Raw genomic sequence first — 19,705 nt, 5'->3', positions numbered from 1 at the left:
CATGAGCATAAATTCAACTATTCGCCCTTGGTATAAAGAGATTACTAACTATCAATGGAAAACTCTTATGGCCGGTTTTCTCGGCTGGGGGATGGATGCGTTCGATTTTATAATTTATAACTATCTAATCGTTGCGATCATTAAAGAATGGTCGTTAAGCACTGTAGAAACAGGAATGGTAGCTTCTGTTACAGTCCTAGCATCGGCTGTTGGGGGGGTATTTTTTGGTGTACTGGCGGATAAGATTGGACGAGTTAAGGTTCTAAATATAACAATTATTGTGTTTTCAATCGGTTCATTTCTTTGTGGCATTTCATCAGGCATTTGGTGGCTAATGGCATTTCGAATTGTGGTTGGTTTTGGTATGGGTGGCGAATGGGGGGCCGGAGCAGCACTTGTATCTGAAACTTGGCCTAAAGAGCATAGGGGCAAGGCTTTGGCAATTATGCAATCAGCATGGGCAATTGGCGGTTTGTTAGCCGCTGCGGTCGCTGGACCAGTTATTGAAGCCTTTGGTTGGCGGTGGGTATTTTTCCTCGGTATAACCCCTGCGATAGTTACTTACTTTATACGACGGACTGTTGGCGAGTCGGAAATTTGGGTTGAAAAGCAGGAAACACAAGCCAATAGTGGTAAAAAGGACAGTGTTCCTTTAATTGAAATTTTTAAAGGAAGCCTTTTAAGAACTACATTGTTAGCTTCGCTATTTATGATAGTCGTAATGGTTGGTAATTATTCCTTTAATACTTGGCTTCCAACTTATTTAGCAACTCCAGTAGAAAAAGGAGGTGCTGGACTTTCAATAATGAAAAGTTCTCTATATGTTATACCGTACTGGATGGGATGCTTTTTTGGATACTTATCCTTTGGATTTATTAGTGATAAAATTGGTAGAAGAAAAACTTTTTCAGGATTTTTCCTTATGGCCGCCGCTTTAATTCCTGTATATATTAAAGCAGCATTGTATCCGACGATTTTCTTAATTATTGCACCTTTGGTAGGCTTCTTTGTTATGGGCTTCTTCGGTGGATTTGGTGCGATATTATCAGAAATTTATCCCACACGAGTTCGCGTAACCGGACAGGGATTCTGTTACAACGTTGGTCGCGGTGCAGGTGCAATTTCTATCACATTGGTAGGGGCGCTTGCAGTAACTGCGGGTATCGGTAAGGCTATGATGATCGCTTCTGGATTGTTTTTTGTGGCTGCAATATTGATATGGACTTTGCCTGAGACAGTGGGGAAAGAACTCGAATAAGCATACAGAGAGATATGTTAGCTCAGTACGAATATTGCACCTAATATCGAGTAGGAAACCAATTCATAGAAAAAGGGGTGGTAACTACTATGTATCTAACTAAGCTTGCCATACTGCTGCTTAAGGAAACAGAAGGAAAAGCTTTAGAATAAAAAAATGCCAAGGAAAAAGCTTCTAAATTAAGAAGTCTTTCCAAGGCCAATAAAATGTAATCAACTTTTAATTATATATAAAATAGAAAAAGTGTCAATAGGATAAGGAAACTATATAACGAAAGTCCTTGAGGTCATTCTCAAGGACTTTTACAAAATTTGAACTGCTTTATTTCTATAGAAAGAGAGGCTAATGACAGGGATGATGCTTCCGTTTGGGCTCTCTTGCGGCTAGGCCTCTGTTAAGTGTATGCCGGATAGGAAAGTAATCTTGTTTTTTGCTCAAAAACTGGAATTTTGGGAGGTAAGAAATGAACAAAGTAATCACCAGCGAACAAACAGCTGAGTTCTTATATAACGGCATGGTAGTAATGATCGGAGGATTCTTAGACGTTGGCAGCCCGGAAATGATGATCCTGGCAATGATTGACAGAAATGTGCGCGACGTAACACTGATTGCTAATGACACTGCCTATGCGGATAAGGGGATTGGCCGTTTGATTGCTAATCGCCAGGTGAAAAAAGCAATTGTTTCCCATATTGGTACTAATCCCGAGACTGGCAGACAGATGATGGATAATGACTTGGATGTGGAATTGGTGCCGCAGGGCACCTTAGCAGAACGTATTCGCTGCGGGGGGGCCGGATTGGGTGGAGTACTAACGCGTACAGGTATTGGCACGGTTGTTGAAACTGGCAAGCAAAAAATGTTGGTTGGCGGTCAGGAGTATCTATTGGAAACGCCGCTAAGGGCGAGTGTCGCCTTGATACGCGCTAAAAAAGCAGATAAGGCCGGGAATCTGATTTACGAAAAAGCCGCCAGAAATTTTAATCCGCTCATGGCGGCGGCTGCCGATCTGGTCATTGCTGAAGTAGATGAACTAGTTGAAACCGGTGTGATCGATGCCGATGAAGTGATGACACCGGGAATTTTAGTAGATAAAATCCTTTACCGGGGAGGCGCGTTTCTATGAAGCAGGAAGATGCTAAAACAGTTATAGCTAAACGGGTTGCCATGGAGTTTAGCAATGGTGATGTAGTCAATCTTGGCATAGGCTTGCCGACGCTGGCAGTCAACCATTTGCCCGAGGAGGTATGTGTCGTTTTTCACTCGGAGAATGGGTTTGTCGGGCTGGCTCCTGCCGGCGATGACGTCAATCCTAATCTGGTCAATGCGGGTGCCCAGCCTTGCGGCCTTATTCCGGGTGCAGCCATGTTTGACAGCGCGATGTCCTTTGCTCTAATTCGTGGAGGTCATGTTGATATGACTGTGTTAGGAGGGCTGCAGGTAGACGAAGAAGGAAATTTGGCAAACTGGACAATACCCGGCAAATTAATCCCGGGTATGGGGGGCGCTATGGATTTGGTGGTCGGGGCAAAGAGAGTGATTGTTGCGATGGAACATCGTTCGAAGGACGGTTCGCCCAAGATCCTCAAGAAATGTACTCTGCCTTTAACAGGTAAAGGGGTTGTCAATATGATTATTACGGAGCTGGGCGTATTTTCTGTTGGCCAGGAGGGGCTAATGCTGGAAGAAATTATGCCGGGGATAACCTTGGAAGAAATCCAGTTAGCTACCGAAGCGGAGTTTTCTGTCAGTCCGGCGGTAAAAAATATGAAAAATTGCCGTTTAGAGGAATAAGGGAGGAGGTTTGACTTGCAGGAAGCAGCCCTGGGACTGGTGCGTTGTGCAATGGCTACGGCGGGCCGTTGCCAGCATTGTTGAGGCCTGTCCCTGATTGGTTGGCGCAGTAACTTGGAAGATGATTGAGCTAAGCGGGGGAGGGAGAAAGAAAAAGATGGATAACGGGGACAGGCTTACTTGCTTTTTTTATGTACTTCCTTATGTAAGTGATTTGTTTGATGTCAGCATAGCGGCAAGTGATACAAGAGAAGTGGTGTTCTATAAGCCTAGTACAACTCTTGATCTAAAAACAAAGGTCGGGCAGCTACTGGGACCTGAGATGCTGATGTACCATGCCTTAAAAGAAAAACGGCGCATCATCAAACGCGTAGATAACCCAATCGCCGGTATCCCTATCATTGTGGCGGCACTGCCGATATTCGATGAAAAACAGGAAGTCATTGGCGTGTTGTCTTTTCAAGAGGGGATTGACAAGCAGGAGACGCTTAAAAAAATGTCGGCTCAACTTACCGACAGCATCAGTGTCTTTGCAGCGGCAACTGAGGAGATTTCCGCGCAGTCGGAGGAAATCTCGGGGGTTGCCAATAATCTCAGCCGGATGATGCACCAGTCACGCGAACAGGTCAAGGAAAGTGATAAGGTAATTAAAATTATCAAACAAATCGCCGGTCAGACGAATCTTTTAGGGCTTAATGCGGCTATTGAAGCTGCACGTGTTGGTGAAAATGGCAGGGGCTTTAGTGTAGTGGCGGAGGAAATACGAAAACTGTCTTTGGAAAGCGAAGCTTCAATTAAAGAGATAGAGCAGGTAATCCGCTTTATTCAACAAGGAAGTATTGAAAACTCCCGGGAAGTAGATCAAGTGAGTGCGATTATAGCGCAAATTGCCCAGGCTGCGAATGAACTGGTCGGCAGCATCCAGCAAATTGCTGCTGCAGCCAGAACCTTGGATATGTTTGCTGAGAATTTGGAATAGCAAAGAATTGCCCGAAAAAGTAAATATTGATGCTTTAGTTGTGACAATCCAAAAAGAAGCAGGAAAAAGCTAATCTTTTCCTGCTTCTCTTTCTCATTTTTTTCCCATGAATTTATGATTGCCTCTAACATGCCCAGGGGAAAACCAATCTTTTCGGCCCGTTCCCCTAGAACGATATAGGGAGTTTTTTCGATAGGAGAACTGGGTTCCGATGAAGGTTCGTGATCGGAAAGTAGCACAGCATTTCCCAGAGAGAAATAATATGAGTTTATGACCAAGGAATTTCAATAATTCAAATCCTCCTTTTTGGCATTTGTTATCGTTTAATGTATTTTTTATACTCATCTCCCCATATTTCAAGTTCTTTTAGAACAGGCAAAAGTTTCATTCCAATTTCAGTTAATGAATATTCTACTCTTGGCGGAACTTCTGGATACACTTTTCTTTTTATGAGTTGGAAACCCTCTAACCTACGGAGTTCTTTTGTTAAAGTAGCTTGTGTTACTTCTGGCATTTGGCGATTTAATTCTCCAAAGCGAAGCATTCCTGTACTTAAATGATACAGTATCCGAAGAACCCATTTCCCTCCGATTATTTTCTGCGCTATTGCAATTGGGCAGTCTTCAAGATCGATGTTATTTATACTTTTTCACCTCCATAGTATCATTTAAGATAGTATCTATTAAATATAATCGTACTTGATATATTTATTGTAACATTATACTATATACGTGTAAAATTCAAATGTAATTTTTTCGAAGGAAGGTGATAATCATGATTACATCAACGGATTTCTGTAAGGTGCAAAAACTGGACGATGATTTATATGTCATTACTGAAGCTGGACTTGTGCATTTTTATCTTATCCTGGGGCAGAAAAAAGCGGTCTTAATTGACGCCGGTTTTGGCTTCGAGGACATAAGGCCTATCATCAGAAGTATAACGGATCTGCCGGTGATGCTGGTATTGACCCATGGCGATCCTGACCACAGTTACGGAAGCGAATATTTTGGAGATATATGGCTGTACCAGCCGGACTACGGTCAGATTATGGGTTTTGACACAAAGCATGAAAGGCAGTTCGCAGCTGAGTTGGGAGTAGAATTTCTGAAAGAGAATAAACCTGAAGCCATTGAACGTTTTGATAGCAAAGCATTCGCTGAAAAGAGCCTGCTCCGAGTCTTGACACCGCATTTTGTAAAGGATGGAGAATTGTTTGACTTGGGCGGAAAGACTTTAGAGGTAATATTTACACCGGGGCATTCTTATGGGCATATCATGTTGCTGGATAGGGCAAAAAAGAGACTTTTTTCAGGAGATATGATTTGTGATTACGTCATCATTTACTTTTTCGAATCTGATAGAAACGCCCCGTTTTCCATGGCACTGGACAGCTGGAAAAAGATAAAACGATTCGAAAAGGACATCAAAGATATTTATAGTAGCCATGGACAGAACCCAATTACAATGGAATGGGTCGACGCATACATCGAATGTTTTTCGGGAGAATTTCAGCAGAATTATTTAACGGATAAACCGTTTTCCAGGGGGCCTTTAGGCCGCGGGTACCAGCATATCTATAAAACCGTCAATATCCAATACTCCGATAAGAGACTGGCGGAATTTTTAGGACACAAAGTGGAACGGATTGATCTGTAGTTAAACAGGATATCTATAAACTGTACCAATGAAAGTGAGAATCTGTAGATTAAAGATGAGCCAAGGCACGCATTATGGATAAACCCTTCCGATACCAGACATCGCGGTATCTGGGACGGATATAAAGTGAGGATGACCTTACTGCGGAAGAAAACATTATTTAGGGAGCAAGTGATTGTTAGCTTGCTTGATGGTATGGCGATTGAGTGTGAAAGAACGCCGGCTAGGGTGGTTTTGATGACCATCTTAGTCGGCTTTATTTTCCATTTGGGTTGGCAGAAACTACCAAGTCTATCGATATTTACATAGAACATATGTTCTGATATTATGTATATGGAGGTGAATAGTGATGAGCGAACATACTATAGATTTACTAAGTATCCCTATTTACCAGCAGATGGCTCGGATAGTTTACGTCGACCGGTGTATGGTAAAGTGGGCGGGAATGCTTCTGTCTGATCACACAGAGCAGATGAAAGAGAAAGAAGGCAAAAGCGATGGGGCTCGTTGATTTTTCTCATTTTCCCCGTAGGAGTGTATTGTGCATCGACGTAAAATCATTCTTTGCGTCCGTGGAGGCGGTTCGGCGGGGGCTTGACCCACTAGAAGCCTATATTGCAGTAGTATCGGATTTAAAGAGAACCGGTGCGGTCGTACTGGCCAGCAGCCCGAGGGTTAAATTGGAATACAATATCAAGACCGGAAATCGACTTTTTGAAATTCCCAAGCGTTCCCCGATTACGGTAGTAGAACCAAATATGGCGTTATATATCAATGTGAACCAGGCAATACAGAATATATTCCGCCGATTCGTAGCAGATGAAGATCTACATGTTTATAGCATTGATGAGTCCATATTGGATATTACCGCATCGCTCAATTTGTTTGGACCCGCAGAGGCGATTGCAGAGGCTATCTTAAAGACGGTGAAGGACGAGTTGGGTCTTATTGTGACTGTAGGCATTGGCGATAATCCGCTTTTGGCAAAACTGGCGCTGGATAATGAAGCTAAAAAGCGTCCGCCATGGATTGTAAAATGGACATATGAGATGGTGCCGGAAAAGGTATGGAAAATACAGCCGCTGACTGCGTTTTGGGGCATATCCAGAGGATACGATGAGAAACTCAAGCGAATGGGTATTTATACGATTGAGGGGCTGGCTCACGCCAATCCAGTGTGGTTGCAGAAAACTCTAGGCGTAATGGGGTTGCAGTTATATTACCACGCATGGGGCTTGGATGCTAGCATCATTAGCCAGAAGGAATGGACGAAAAGTAAATCCTATAGTAAAAACCAGATATTAATGCGGGATTATTATGTAAAAGCAGAGATTCTAATGATCATCAAGGAAATGGTGGGAGATGTATGCGCTAGGCTACGTAAGCACCAGGAAAAATGCCAAGAGGTATATTTGGGGATAGGATACTCGGATAGAAATTTTAAATTGGGTTTTACTGCACGAATTAAGCTAGTTCGCCCAGAACATTCAACGGATATCATTAGTGAAGCGGCACGCCAGGAGTTTATTAAGCGGTGGCAGGGTGAACCGGTACGATCGGTAAATATTACTGCTGGGAAAATCGTGTCACAAGGACATGAGCAGTTGGAACTGTTTTTTGAAGGAGAAGAAAAGAACCATGCCATAGATAGAGTAGTAGATGATCTTCGGAAGCGATTTAGCAAAAAAACGATCTTTTATGCTGGATCGATGGCTGGTGGAACCTTCCTTGAACGATCAGATTATGTGGGCGGACATAAAGGAAAAAGTGAATGATGTAAAGAGGACCGATTGCCCGCCTCTCATCATCATGGTCATAAGTACGCATCACTTTGCGGTGTGTTTCTGGGTATAGTTGTTATAGTGATTTGTGTGATTGTTATGTAATGCTGGGTCACTAGCAACATACTATAACCTTCACTAATGGTACTGTGCTGATTTGAGCGCCTTTTCGGGTATTAACTTTGAACATAGCCTTGGTGTCCTTAGTGCTAGGTGTGGCTATATGATCTGGTCGACAGGCAAAGCGGTACTGGAAACTGGTAAGGTCACGGCTGGGGTGTTAGTGATATTGGCGTTAATTGGCGTGGAGTGCACAGTTCTACTGAAAAGAAAACACAGCCCATGGAGCCAGGTGGGGACTGGGTTTATGGGCTGCGGGAAAATATGGTATATGCTTCCCGAGAGATGGGGAGAAAACAGTTCTTAAACATTAGAATTATGAAATCATAAATCAGAATGCAACTCATGAAACACCACTAGATTGTATACAATCTGATGGCAGTTTCTTTTTTAATGCCGCACGTCCAGCGAAGTGACGGCACTTGCGAGTGAAAGTTCCGTCTGGGTAACTACAAAGGGATCGGATAACTAATCATGGTGCATTGTAGAACCGCAGGGGGGACTAAGCAGGAGGATAAAGGCCATGCCATAGAAGGCAAGAAGAATTTGAAAGGTACGCTCTGGATCTTTTTTTTATTGCTCTGGCTATATTTTGAATTTTGCAACTGCAGCTTGCAGGTCTTCTGCCAGTTGCGCCAAGTTTTGGCTAGAAGCTGAGATTTGTTGCATGGAAGCAGATTGTTCCTCAGTTGCCGCTGCCACTGCTTGGGCCTTCGTTGCGTTTTCTCTGCTCACATGATCAATATCATAGATGGATGTCATCATCGTTTGATCACCGGCGGCGATTTGATCCAGGGAATTGGAAATTTCCTTGCTTTGCTCCGAAAGTTTAAAAATCAGTCCGAAAATTTGTTTAAAAGTTTCACCGGTGGAATTGACAACGTCAATTCCTGTTTTAATTTCTTCGGCCCCTGCGTGGGTCGCTGCAACTGCTTTGTCCATATTTTCTTGATTCTTTTGGATCAATTCGCCAATTTGTTGAGCCGCGTTGTTGGATTCTTCAGCCAGCTTTCTGATTTCATCTGATACGACTGCGAATCCTCGTCCCTTCTCTCCGGCTCTGGCTGCTTCAATGGCGGCATTGAGGGCCAGCAGGTTCGTTTGCCCGGCAATTGTCGAAATGAGGTTTACAATCTTACTGATTTCTTGCGATCCTTTGGTCAATTCGGCTATTGCCTGCTGGACAGCTTTCGATCCCTGACCGATTTGCTTCATACACTCAACGGCTTGTTCAATACTCTGGCTGCCCTCCTGGGCAATTTGTGATGTATTTATAGCAATTTGCGACATTTCGCTAGTTGCAGCGGAAACTTGCTGTGCTTTGGCTGTTTTCTGTTTCGCCGTTGCCGTAGCCCGGGCATTCAACATCGCCTGTTTCTGTGTTCCCTCGGCAATCGAGGCGATTGCCGAGGCCACTTGATCGGCAGCTTCAGTCGACTGCTGAGCGCCTGCGGTCAGTTCTTCACTGGAAGCAGCCACTTGCTCTGATCTGGTCTGAACCTGGGTGACCAGGGAACGAAGATTTGATCGCATATTTTGGAATCCTTTTGCCAATTGTCCGATTTCATCTTCGTTGAATACTTTTGTTTGCTGTTCGCGAAGGTCACCCTGGGTTAAGAGATTACATTCATCCCGGATCAATTGAATTGGCTTCGCAAAACGTTTACTCAGGCAAGTGAGAAATACTACGGCGAAAATTAACAAGAATAGCGATACAATCGTCATTATTCGTGATAAATAATTTATTTCCCTGAAGACTTCTGTTTCCGGCGCTGCAATTATCATAACCCAGTGCTGGCCACCTGGCAGCAGGATGGGAGTGGCAATAGCAATTTGAGAGATGCCATCGAAAGTATACTTTCCGGATATTTGCAAATTTCCTTCGGAACCACCTTTAAAAAGGCTTACCAAACTGTCATCCAGTTCAGTCTCTTTTAATTTGATATCCGGATCAATCTTTTTTTGACTAATATCTAACTTACCGATTGCGTTGCTTACTACGGGGTGGGCAATTACGAGGCCGGTTTTAGCTGCGACAAATCCATAGCCAGTATCTTTGAATTTTATTTCCTTAACCAAATCCGATAGTCGTTCAAGCGAATAGGTGGCCGTCAATACACCGGTTAGACGCCCATTGTCCATTACTGGCACTGCCAATGTGATAGAACCTTTGCCGGTAGCTTTTGAGATTAAGGGATTGGATATAACAGATTTTTTCGTTTCAACCACCTTTTTAAAATAATCACGATCCCCTAAAGCGACGGTTGACCCATTATAACGGACAGACATACCATCTAAAAATATAAAATTTATGGTATCGAACTTTTGGTATCGTTTAAACGCTGCTGCCATAGTTTCAATAATTTGTGCTCGGTCAGTTCCTTTACAAATACTAGGAACATTGCTCAACTCTTCTAGCTTAATCATTTCTGAAGTAATACTCGCCTGGATTTGGTTGGCATAGTTACTGCCTATTGATTGAGCCGTTTCGTTTACACTTTTTATTATCGACTGGTTAAGTAGATAGTAGCTGATGCCGGATAAAACGCCAAATGTGACGATGAAAAAAGGTAGTAATAGCACAATAAGTTTCTTTTGGATACTGTTAATTTTCATTTGCTTTGACCTCAATTCTGGACTGTGATGGAGCCAGTGACAAAGCTGGCAAATCTAGATAGATATACACAAAAACGCAGTCCAATTTGTAATTAATGCTTGTGATAAATATCGGAATAATTCGCTAATTTTAATGGTAATATAGTTCAATTTGTAAGTAAAATGAAAAAAAGGAATAAAACTTATCGAAAACTTTGATATTCAACAAAAATGCACAACTGAAAGTAAATATGAGCTGTATTAAAATGTTGATTTCAACACCAGCTCTTTTGTATACCTTACTTATCGGAATCTGGAATAAATTCTATCTAGATTTTTCGCTTTACGGATAGATTGAATTCTATTAATATTTAGACAGAAAGAATATTCGGCCGATATTGCTCATCATCAAAATAGGGGGAGATGTAGAGAAGCACAGAGCAGACTTACGCAGCTTATACTTTTGAAAGGCTTGATGTCCTAGAGCTAGTAAGTTTTTATAAATACAAAAATTGTCGATATACATTGCACGAAATTTAACTGTGAAGGGAGAATGGAAAATGAGTACAGGCTTAGTTGTTAATTCAGTAACGAAAAAAACAAATATTCGTTACATTATATTAGCGATGTTGTTTATTGTCACTACCTTCAATTATGTAGACCGCGCAACTCTCTCTGTCGCCGCACCGGTTATCAGAAAAGATCTTGGCATTGATGCAGTGTCAATGGGACTCGCATTTTCCGCTTTTGGTTGGGCATATACGGCCTTCCAAATACCTGGCGGATGGGTGTTAGATAAGTGGGGATCGAGAGTAGTCTATGGTGTGGCTCTTTTCATGTGGTCAATTTTTACGTACCTGCAAGGGTTCTCGACCGGGTTTTTGATGCTCTTTCTGTTTCGCTTTCTTATGGGTATGTTTGAGTCCCCTGCCTTCCCGGCGAATAGCCGAATCGCGGCCATGTGGTTTCCGACCAAGGAGCGTGGATTTGCTACAGCCATATTCAATTCAGCACAGTATTTTGCCTTAGCTGCTTTTACTCCGCTGATGGCCTGGGTCTTATCAAGCCATGGCTGGCCCTATGTGTTTTACTCTACTGGTATTGCTGGTGTAATCATTGCTTTGATCTGGTTTAAAGTGATTCGTGATCCTAATGAACACAAGAGTGTAAACCAGGCAGAACTGGACTATATCCGGGAAGGTGGTGGTCTAGCGGATATCGGCAACCAAAAAGTTCCGGTAAAATGGTCAAATGTTAAAATACTACTTACCAACCGGCAAATGATTGGCATATATCTAGCACAATTTTGTGTAGTTACAATTACCTGGTTTTTCTTGACTTGGTTTCCGACTTATCTTGTTACAGCCAAGGGCATGTCCATGTTGAAAGTAGGTATTGTCGCTTCCATTCCGGCTATTGCTGGTTTTATTGGCGGTGTGCTGGGCGGAGCATGGTCGGACTGGCTTCTAAAACGAGGTCACTCGCTGACGTTCGCACGCAAACTCCCCATCGTTCTGGGGCTTGTTATGTCTAGTAGTATCATTGTCTGTAATTATGTTCAATCAGAAGTCGCTGTTATTGCCATTATGTCTTTGGCCTTCTTTTCAAAAGGCTTGGGTGCATTGGGGTGGTGCCTGGTGGGTGATACTTCCCCTAAAGAAATGGTGGCATTGAGTGGCGGAATTTTTAACTTCATCGGGCAAATGGCAAGTATTACTACGCCGATTGTTATTGGTTATATATTGCACGTGACGAATTCCTTTGAATTGGCATTGGTATATGTTGGCGTGCTGGCGATGATCGGGGCGCTTTCGTATCTTTTCATAGTTCAGGATATTCATCGGGTTGTGCTGCCGATGACTGAAAATAATGAGTCTGTATCTAACGTCTAAAGCTTAAAAGAATTACGCGGTAAGGGGCAGTAAGAGTGTTCCATGTTGCATTCCGCTAATATTATCCAGGATAAGCTGAAGAATATGGAGTGTATTGAGCATGCAAAAAAAGTATACCTACAAGTATGGCAAAGGCAAAGTCAACTTTACTATTGATGCATCGTTAATAACTGACGAATTATATATTAAAGAATATCCAGTTTTACCTAATCCGGCAGAGGCTGTCAGAGAGGCAATTCATAACCCGATCGGCGCTAAGCCGTTGCGGGAGATTGTAAAGCCCGGTGAAACAGTTGTTTTTATTGTCAATGACACTACCAGGGTAGCCAATAGCCATATTTTTATGCCAATTTTGCTTGATGAGCTTAATTGCGCAGGGATTCCGGATCAAGATATGTGGATTGTGTTCGCACTGGGGACACACCGACAGATGACCGAAGAAGAGATGATTGGTGAAGTTGGCAGCTCAGTGGCACAAAGGGTGAAAATGTATAACAGTGATTGCCGGGATGAAGGACAGTTTCGGTATTTTGGAACAACTTCCTATGGGACGCCCGTTTATTTTAATAACAAGGTTGTGGCAGCCGACCACATTATTTGCACAGGTAGTGTAGTACACCACTTTTTTGCCGGCTTCGGTGGCGGGCGCAAAGCAATGCTGCCGGGTGTCGCTCATTACGAAACAGTTCGCAAAAATCATAGTTTGATGCTGGATGCCAATGCTGTAATCGGTAAACTTGACGGAAACCCAATATATCATGATCAGGTAGAAGGTACAGAAATGTGCCGGCCATCCTTTATGATTAATGTCGTATTAAATGAAAAGAAAGAGTTTTTAAGAGTATTTGCCGGCGACTACATTGAAGCTCACCTGGAGTGTTGCAAGTTTGTGAACGACGTCTATGGGGTTCCTGTGGAGAGAGAGGCTGATTTAGTCATTGCCTCCTGTGGTGGCTATCCTAAAGACATTAATGTATATCAGTTACAGAAGACGATGGATAATGCCTGGTGCGCGGTTCGGGAGGGTGGCGTAGTAATCATCCTCGGTGAATGTGCAGAAGGCTCCGGATCAGTAACATATGAAAAAACCATGCAAAAATATACAACACCAGAGCAAGTGGAAGCGGCTGTTAGAGCTGATTTTCAAATAGGTGCACATAAAGCCTATGCAGTTACCCGGTTAATGAAAAAAGCTCACTTTATTTTAGTTTCATCCATGCCGCCAGAGCTTGCCAGACTATTACTCTTTACGCCTGCCCGGGATATGGAAGAGGCGATGGAAATCGCTGTGAATAAATTAGGGTCACCACAGCCGCGTATTATACTTATGCCAATGGGAAGTATTACCGTTCCTTTAGTCCATAAATAAACAGCAAATAACACAATCCTTAAAGTTAATACATTAAAGTGAGGGGAATATACATGGACATTAGAGAAGAAGCCTTAAAATCGCACAAGGAGCATCAGGGCAAATTGCAGGTTGGCAGTAAGATGCCACTTAAAAATATGCATGACCTTAGTATTGCCTATACTCCCGGGGTTGCTGAGCCCTGTAAGGAAATAAAACTAAACAAAGATCTTTCTTTTGAGTATACCTGTCGCGGCAACATGATAGCAGTTATTTCTGATGGTACCCGTGTTCTTGGTCTTGGTGATATCGGACCTGAGGCTGCCATGCCAGTTATGGAAGGTAAAAGCGTAATCTATAAGGTCTTTGCGGACGTAGATGCCGTGCCCATCTGTCTTGGTACGAAAGACCCGGCAAAAATTATTGAAACAATAAAGCTGCTTGAGCCTAGCTTTGCAGGCATAAATCTCGAAGACTTCTCCTCGCCTAAATGCTATGATATCGAAGATATTTTAAAAAAAGAAATGGGCATTCCCGTATTCCACGACGATCAGCATGGCACGGCGATTGCCGCGTTGTCCGGCGTTCTCGGCTCGTTAAGATTTGTTAAAAAAGATCTAAAAGACGTGAAGATAGTTGTTAATGGCGCTGGGGCTGCCGGAACGGCTATCGGCCGGATACTAGTCAATGCCGGTGCGCAAAATGTTATTATGGTAGACGTGGCCGGAGCGCTGTATGAAGGTATGCCAGGATTAAACCGGGTACAGGCTGGATTAGCTAAAGACACCAACAAGCATAAGCAGCAAGGAATGCTCGCTGAGATTGCTATAGAGGCGGATGTCCTTGTCGGAGTTTCTGCTCCTGGTGTATTTACTAAAGAGATCATTGGCAGTATGGCGAAGGATTCAATTGTTATTTCGATGGCCAACCCAGTCCCTGAAGCCTACTATGCCGACGCCAAAGCTGCCGGAGCAAGAGTAGCCGGAACCGGGCGATCGGATGCGCCCAATCAAGTCAACAACTCATCGGTTTTTCCGGGACTATTTCGCGGCGCTTTGGACGTAAGAGCCCGGCAGATTAACGAGGAGATGAAACTAGCGGCAGCGTACGCTATTGCCAATATTATCCCTGAGAATGAACTGCGAGAAGATTATATTGTTCCCGATGTATTTAATCCAATGGTAGCTCCGGCAGTGGCTGCCGCAGTGGTGCGGGCGGCTATGGAAACAGGTGTAGCTCGGATTAAAGCTGATCCGGAGGAAGTAAGAGCCAAAACTGCGGCTCGGGTAAAACTGGGCCAATAGAGGGCTTGGCCATTAAGCATTATGATCGGTGTAGTGTGGAAAAGTCCATACCATAGCAAAATCCAGGATTGGTGCAAGTTGCATCGATCCTGGATTTTGACCTAGTATCTAAGTTTTTGTCACAAACTGCCCTTATATTTTGTTCCGGTGGTGGAAGCGAAGTCATATACTTCAGACTATCACGTAACCGCTTTTGGCAAATATCTTACTCACGGAATTATAAGCCGAAACCGGTGTATAGGCACCTGCTACTAAGCCAAGAGGTATACTACAAACTTAGTGCTCATTTGCGATGTCGTTCCATTATCTTAATGAGACGGTCGATTGCGGCAACCGCTGCCTGGTGATTTTGTGAAAAGTTTAAGCGGAAGCTGTGGGTGAATTGTGAGCCAAATTCAGTTCCCGGTGTTACCGTGACATCGGCCTGCAGACGAAGAATTTTAACAAATTCTTGTATTGTAACATCCAAATTGGGGATTTGCGGAAAAAGATAGCTGCCTGCTTCAGTGGTTCTGACTTTAATACCGTCAACAGAGCGAAGTTTTCGCAACAAATCATCACGAATTGCCTGGTGCTGTGCAATCCGCTCATTCATCCAGCTTTCCGGCTCGGCAAACCACGACTTCATTACAGCTTGACTATAACCGCCAGCACGCAGCGATACAACGGCCTGGAGCTTTTCCATACGGTCTATAATTTTTGAGGAACCAAATGCTACGCCTAATCGATAGCCACTTAGTGACTCCGTTTTAGACGGGCCCATGATGGTAACTAAATTCTCAGGATCTATAATATTCTGCGCGCATAGATGGGTGTAAGTTCTTTCTTCAAAAATCTGGCGTGAGTACAGTTCATCAACGATGACCGATGCCCCGTATTTTTGTGCAAGGTCTGCAATCGTTCGTATTTCATTAGGTGAGTAGATTACGCCTGAAGGATTATTGGGATTAGAAAACAAAAAAAGTTTAACACCGGCTTTGAAAGTGTCTTCAAGCTGGGTTAAGTCCAGACCTGCGCAGTCGGTTGTTTGTAAATAATTCATCTGGATAGGCACAACTTCTCCGTCAAAAAATTCGACAAGCTTACGATTGGCGAAATAGTCTGGTGCTACAATAGCAACTTTATCTCCCATCGCAACTGTAGAACCCATTGCCAGAAAAAGCGCACCTTGAGTTCCGGGAGTAATGATAATATTGCGGTCTGGATTTATCGATGCACCGGTAAAGTTAGCAAGCTTTAGGGCGGCATCTTCACGAATGATTTTACTGCCACGATACTCGGTATAGGCCTGTTTGCCACCGTGGTGAACACCGGCAATAAAGACATCTAATGTGCCGGGAATTGGCTCAAACGCATCGACATCACCGTGCGAAAAATCAACTGGTGTACCAGAAAGTTTTTCTCCTCGGAGTTTAATTTCATTTGTATTCTGACGCATTTCCTGTCCGGGCGCATTTTCAACACCAATTTTCTGAAACTTTTTGTTTAATAAATCCAAAGCTATCCCTCCATATCTTCATTTTATAACGATTGGACTTGCACCCAAAGAGGCAATTCTTGTTTAGTGTGTTGAAGAATTGCTGATCATTAAGGAATATTGCCAGGAGTGCTTTTTATATTATAATAATAGTAAGTTTTGCCCAGAGGCTTCAAATACTTAAAATTATATAAGAATATATAATTTTATTTATGATTAGCAAGAGGAGTTTTTTATGCTGAAAAATATGGACTATGTTTATGCGGTTTACTTAAACAAAAGTTTTTCTAAAGCAGCTCAGCAGTTATATATTTCTCAACCGGCACTTAGTGCAGCAATAAAAAAGATAGAAGAAGAAATTCACCTTTCACTTTTTGACAGAAGCAGTAACCCAATACAATTAACTCCGGCAGGAGAGTATTATATTGAATCTATAGAAAAGATTATAGAAATAGAAAAAGAAATGTCGGCACATTTTAATACTATGAGGGGGAGAAATCAGGGGACAATCAATATTGGGAGCGCTTCGTTCTTCTGTGCGTATATTTTACCAACCATTATGCAAGAGTTTAAAGTGAGATATCCAGACTACTCAGTAAATCTTTTAGAGGCAAATGCAGACGATTTAATCAAATGTCTGCGATCGGGCATTGTTGATATTATTTTAGATGTGGAAAAATTAGATCCAAATATCTTTAAGTCTATTGTGTGGGCGGATGAACAAATTGTGCTGGCAGTTCCGGCAGCCTTTGACGTTAACAATCACTTGAAGAAATATCGTCTGACATTTGATGATATAGGTAGTGGCAGATATTTGGATCCCAAATATCCTAAAGTGAATCTGAAACAATTTGAAAACGAAACTTTTCTGTTGTTGAAAAAGGGAAATGATATGTATCAGAGAGGTTTAAAAATGTGCCGAAAGGCGGGTTTCGCTCCCCAAGTAGCTATGTATCTTGACCAATTGCTTACCGCCTATTATGTTGCTTGTAGTGGAAAAGGAATTACCTTTGTTCGTGCTGGAGTTACTCATTACTTAGAACCCACGAATAAATTGTTCTTTTATAAAATCGATGATGAAAATTCTGTGCGAAATATTATGCTGTATTACAAAAGGTCACAGTCACTTTCGCATGTCGTTAAAGATTTTATTAATTTCATGCATGAAAGGGAATTAGCTGCTAACCGAATATGACCTTTGGGAAATGGTCAAGAGGAAAGCCGGATCGTCATCTAACGAAATGAAGCAATAGATTAGTTCGCCTAGACATATTTGTTTAGGCGTTTTTGTGTTGGGACGGCATTAGCGGAAAAAACAATTACAACAACATAAAGAGATCGATTATCGAAAATAGTAATAAGTACTATCGCAATAATGCATTTTACTTCATGAATAAGACCAATTACAATCATAATTAGCGAAACTACTAACATAATGAGGATGAAAAGAAGCCGGCAAAACCGGTTCAATACTACCGTTTTCTAGGAAGAAGTTCATAAAGTAGTATAAAGGAGTGGGGACATATGGCAAATGTATTATATTTGGGAGATGCTTCTGCAGGCATGCTAGATATCATTGAAGCAGTAAAGCCCAAAGATATTACAATTAGTTATTGGTGCAATCTGGAACAGGATGCACAAGAAAAAGCCATAGAATCGTGTGCTTATTTCTTAGTATCTTTACACAAAGTTTCAAAGGAAATGCTCCTTCGTGCTAAAAATCTAAAAATGATTCAAACGACGGGAGCTGCGGTTGATAATATAGATTTGGGAACAGCGAAAGCATTAGGAATTACGGTGGCCAATACGCCGGCAGACTACACTACTAGTATTGCCGAGTTGACATTAGGATTGATTCTAAATTTATTTTATAAGTTACGAATATTTGACCAGGCAGCAAATGATCAAGAAAAAACATCTCCTCTCGGTTTGAAGGAGACAGCTTATGAAATTAGGGGAAAAGTTCACGGTATCTTTGGATGTGGAAAAGTGGGGCAGGAAGTGGCCCGTTTAACGCAAGCTTTTGGTGCGAAAATTCTTTACCATGATTTACGGCGTCTTCCAGAAGAGTTAGAAATTAAGTTGAATGCTGACTATGTATCGTTCGATGAATTGTTGAAAAAAGCTGACATTATTAGTCTACACACGCCATTAACACCAATAACCAGAAACTGTTTGAGTCATCGGGAATTTACATTGATGAGATCAAGTGCAATCTTAGTAAATGTATCCTGTGGCAATATTGTTGATGAGAATGCTCTTTATCATGCTTTGTGCAAGCAGGAAATACTTGGAGCCGCAATTGATATATGGGCTAAAGAACCGGTAGGAAATAATCCCTTGTTAGGGCTGGATAACATATTATTAGCTACGCCTCATATTGGTACTACCACACGTGAGGCGCTGCAATCTGAGCTCAAAATGGCATTCTTAAATATTCAAAATGTTTCTGAAGGTAAAAAATCCAATTATGTTGTGAACGGATAATAAAAAGGAATAGGATAGACGAGAACAACAGCAATCTGATAGATTCATCAGGTTGCTGTTGTTATTTGTAGAACCCTGTATAGACCGTCTAATCGGCAGAATTAGAAATTGATGCTGAATTATTTGGCAGACATAGTTCTAAATAATGATCCAGGATTGCTAAACTAGCGACCGTACTGGCTTTTGGATATTTATGAGTAATTTTGTAATACGTTCGCTCAGGAGGGGGTTCAGAAAGAGTAAAGATACTAAAATTCCCTTTGCTTTGCGCCATCTTGGCCATGGATAAAGGGACAATGGCCCATTGCTTATCTGAGTATAAAAAAGAAAAAATCAATTGGGCGCAGTCTAGCTTGATACAGTTACTGTTTAACGGGTCCCACCATTGGTCATGCCATATTTTATAACTTGGCCCCGACACTAGAAATAACTCATAATTTGAATCCAACTCATTGGGGTGCAGGACCTGAGAATTTGGGCTATCGGAATAAAAAGGGCGCAAAACCACCATGGGTTCACTGAATAATTTCTCTACTAAAATTGTTGGATAGGATCGTTCGATCAGAGTAAAGGCAACATCGACCTGCCTGCGTTCGAGAAGATCGTATAAATCCGGAGAATGAGAGGTGGTTACGCTTAAACGCAGCTTGGGACGATGCTGGCATAAGGCGCGGTACAGCGGCGGAAAGAGAGCATAGTTTATGCTGTCCAGAGTTCCCAGAGTAAGTGAAAGTCTGGGGTTTTCAGACTTAAGCGTTTGGGCCTGATTCCATAGAACATTCCAACGTTGTGCTATGTCAAGAAATTCTTCGCCTGCAGGTGTCAAACGGATGGATTTGGCACCCTGTCCCCGCTCGATCAAAGCAGTTCCAAGCTCGGACTCAAGGTCCTTCAACCGTTTGCTAACCGTCGACTGGGCCAGATTTAACTGTTCTGCAGCTCTACTAATATTTAGCATTCTAGCCACAGCCAAAAAAGCTTCAAGTCCGGCATTATACATAGTATACCCCT

15 protein-coding genes are annotated in these 19,705 nt (G+C 42.4%); 11 read left to right on the top strand and 4 right to left on the bottom strand.

Annotated features, from left to right (window positions below; all coding sequences use genetic code 11):
• The first annotated feature begins 1 nt into the window (after position 1).
• From SATMO3_RS17920 to SATMO3_RS17905, 4 genes are all read left to right on the top strand, one after another.
• Positions 2-1,258 (top strand): MFS transporter, encoded by a 1,257-nt coding sequence (locus tag SATMO3_RS17920; protein WP_371371107.1) that lies wholly within the window; start codon positions 2-4, stop codon positions 1,256-1,258.
• A 463-nt stretch (positions 1,259-1,721) separates the two neighbouring features.
• Complete coding sequence (gene atoD, locus SATMO3_RS17915; RefSeq protein WP_371371106.1) at positions 1,722-2,384, top strand: acetate CoA-transferase subunit alpha; 663 nt, start codon at positions 1,722-1,724, stop codon at positions 2,382-2,384.
• On the top strand, positions 2,381-3,052 hold the full coding sequence (locus tag SATMO3_RS17910; protein WP_371371105.1) for a 3-oxoacid CoA-transferase subunit B: 672 nt from the start codon (positions 2,381-2,383) through the stop codon (positions 3,050-3,052). The genes atoD and SATMO3_RS17910 overlap by 4 nt, the downstream gene beginning before the upstream one ends.
• Before the next feature lie 157 nt (positions 3,053-3,209).
• The gene (locus SATMO3_RS17905) at positions 3,210-4,031 is read left to right on the top strand and encodes a methyl-accepting chemotaxis protein (protein WP_371371104.1); all 822 of its coding nucleotides are present in this window, start codon (positions 3,210-3,212) and stop codon (positions 4,029-4,031) included.
• Between the two features lie 316 nt (positions 4,032-4,347).
• Here SATMO3_RS17905 and SATMO3_RS17900 read toward each other — a convergent pair whose 3' ends face one another.
• Positions 4,348-4,623 carry a winged helix-turn-helix transcriptional regulator gene (locus tag SATMO3_RS17900; RefSeq protein ID WP_371381741.1) on the bottom strand — a complete coding sequence of 92 codons (276 nt, stop codon included), beginning with the start codon at positions 4,621-4,623 and terminating at the stop codon, positions 4,348-4,350.
• A 182-nt stretch (positions 4,624-4,805) separates the two neighbouring features.
• On the opposite strand from SATMO3_RS17900, the gene SATMO3_RS17895 reads away from it, so the two are divergent.
• Both SATMO3_RS17895 and SATMO3_RS17890 read left to right on the top strand, forming a co-directional pair.
• Positions 4,806-5,690, top strand: a complete 885-nt coding sequence (locus SATMO3_RS17895) for an MBL fold metallo-hydrolase (RefSeq protein ID WP_371371103.1) — start codon at positions 4,806-4,808, stop codon at positions 5,688-5,690.
• A 497-nt stretch (positions 5,691-6,187) separates the two neighbouring features.
• Positions 6,188-7,465, top strand: coding sequence for a Y-family DNA polymerase (locus tag SATMO3_RS17890; RefSeq protein WP_371371102.1), 1,278 nt, complete (start codon positions 6,188-6,190; stop codon positions 7,463-7,465).
• A gap of 711 nt (positions 7,466-8,176) precedes the next feature.
• Here SATMO3_RS17890 and SATMO3_RS17885 read toward each other — a convergent pair.
• Positions 8,177-10,207, bottom strand: coding sequence for a methyl-accepting chemotaxis protein (locus SATMO3_RS17885; protein WP_371371101.1), 2,031 nt, complete (start codon positions 10,205-10,207; stop codon positions 8,177-8,179).
• Between the two features lie 539 nt (positions 10,208-10,746).
• On the opposite strand from SATMO3_RS17885, the gene SATMO3_RS17880 reads away from it, so the two are divergent.
• From SATMO3_RS17880 to SATMO3_RS17870, 3 genes are all read left to right on the top strand, one after another.
• On the top strand, positions 10,747-12,078 hold the full coding sequence (locus tag SATMO3_RS17880; protein WP_371371100.1) for an MFS transporter: 1,332 nt from the start codon (positions 10,747-10,749) through the stop codon (positions 12,076-12,078).
• Positions 12,079-12,178: 100 nt separating this feature from the next.
• Entirely contained in the window at positions 12,179-13,447 is a 1,269-nt protein-coding gene (larA, locus tag SATMO3_RS17875; RefSeq protein ID WP_371371099.1) for a nickel-dependent lactate racemase, read from the top strand.
• A gap of 53 nt (positions 13,448-13,500) precedes the next feature.
• Positions 13,501-14,730, top strand: a complete 1,230-nt coding sequence (locus tag SATMO3_RS17870) for an NADP-dependent malic enzyme (RefSeq protein WP_371371098.1) — start codon at positions 13,501-13,503, stop codon at positions 14,728-14,730.
• A gap of 283 nt (positions 14,731-15,013) precedes the next feature.
• Here the strand turns inward: SATMO3_RS17870 and SATMO3_RS17865 are convergent, their stop codons facing one another.
• Entirely contained in the window at positions 15,014-16,228 is a 1,215-nt protein-coding gene (locus SATMO3_RS17865) for a pyridoxal phosphate-dependent aminotransferase (protein WP_371371097.1), read from the bottom strand.
• Between the two features lie 214 nt (positions 16,229-16,442).
• On the opposite strand from SATMO3_RS17865, the gene SATMO3_RS17860 reads away from it, so the two are divergent.
• Together SATMO3_RS17860 and SATMO3_RS17855 are read left to right on the top strand one after the other, a co-directional pair.
• The gene (locus tag SATMO3_RS17860) at positions 16,443-17,402 is read left to right on the top strand and encodes a LysR family transcriptional regulator (protein ID WP_371371096.1); all 960 of its coding nucleotides are present in this window, start codon (positions 16,443-16,445) and stop codon (positions 17,400-17,402) included.
• A 329-nt stretch (positions 17,403-17,731) separates the two neighbouring features.
• The gene (locus tag SATMO3_RS17855; protein WP_371371095.1) at positions 17,732-18,694 is read left to right on the top strand and encodes an NAD(P)-dependent oxidoreductase; all 963 of its coding nucleotides are present in this window, start codon (positions 17,732-17,734) and stop codon (positions 18,692-18,694) included.
• Between the two features lie 88 nt (positions 18,695-18,782).
• Here SATMO3_RS17855 and SATMO3_RS17850 read toward each other — a convergent pair whose 3' ends face one another.
• Positions 18,783-19,694, bottom strand: coding sequence for a LysR family transcriptional regulator (locus SATMO3_RS17850; RefSeq protein ID WP_371371094.1), 912 nt, complete (start codon positions 19,692-19,694; stop codon positions 18,783-18,785).
• Positions 19,695-19,705 lie beyond the last annotated feature (11 nt).

It is taken from the genome of Sporomusa aerivorans (assembly GCF_041428895.1).
Lineage (GTDB): Bacteria > Bacillota > Negativicutes > Sporomusales > Sporomusaceae > Sporomusa > Sporomusa aerivorans.
The sequence above is the reverse complement of the archived record's forward strand: the minus strand, read 5'-3'. Positions and strand labels throughout refer to the sequence as shown.

Excerpts from the sequence above, each read along its gene's own strand:
- SATMO3_RS17920 (WP_371371107.1), top strand. The coding sequence starts at position 2 with ATGAGCATAAATTCAACTATTCGCCCTTGGTATAAAGAGATTACTAAC.
- atoD (WP_371371106.1), top strand. The coding sequence starts at position 1,722 with ATGAACAAAGTAATCACCAGCGAACAAACAGCTGAGTTCTTATATAAC.
- SATMO3_RS17910 (WP_371371105.1), top strand. The coding sequence starts at position 2,381 with ATGAAGCAGGAAGATGCTAAAACAGTTATAGCTAAACGGGTTGCCATG.
- SATMO3_RS17905 (WP_371371104.1), top strand. The coding sequence starts at position 3,210 with ATGGATAACGGGGACAGGCTTACTTGCTTTTTTTATGTACTTCCTTAT.
- SATMO3_RS17895 (WP_371371103.1), top strand. The coding sequence starts at position 4,806 with ATGATTACATCAACGGATTTCTGTAAGGTGCAAAAACTGGACGATGAT.
- SATMO3_RS17890 (WP_371371102.1), top strand. The coding sequence starts at position 6,188 with ATGGGGCTCGTTGATTTTTCTCATTTTCCCCGTAGGAGTGTATTGTGC.
- SATMO3_RS17885 (WP_371371101.1), bottom strand. The coding sequence starts at position 10,207 with ATGAAAATTAACAGTATCCAAAAGAAACTTATTGTGCTATTACTACCT.
- SATMO3_RS17880 (WP_371371100.1), top strand. The coding sequence starts at position 10,747 with ATGAGTACAGGCTTAGTTGTTAATTCAGTAACGAAAAAAACAAATATT.
- larA (WP_371371099.1), top strand. The coding sequence starts at position 12,179 with ATGCAAAAAAAGTATACCTACAAGTATGGCAAAGGCAAAGTCAACTTT.
- SATMO3_RS17870 (WP_371371098.1), top strand. The coding sequence starts at position 13,501 with ATGGACATTAGAGAAGAAGCCTTAAAATCGCACAAGGAGCATCAGGGC.
- SATMO3_RS17860 (WP_371371096.1), top strand. The coding sequence starts at position 16,443 with ATGCTGAAAAATATGGACTATGTTTATGCGGTTTACTTAAACAAAAGT.
- SATMO3_RS17855 (WP_371371095.1), top strand. The coding sequence starts at position 17,732 with ATGGCAAATGTATTATATTTGGGAGATGCTTCTGCAGGCATGCTAGAT.
- SATMO3_RS17850 (WP_371371094.1), bottom strand. The coding sequence starts at position 19,694 with ATGTATAATGCCGGACTTGAAGCTTTTTTGGCTGTGGCTAGAATGCTA.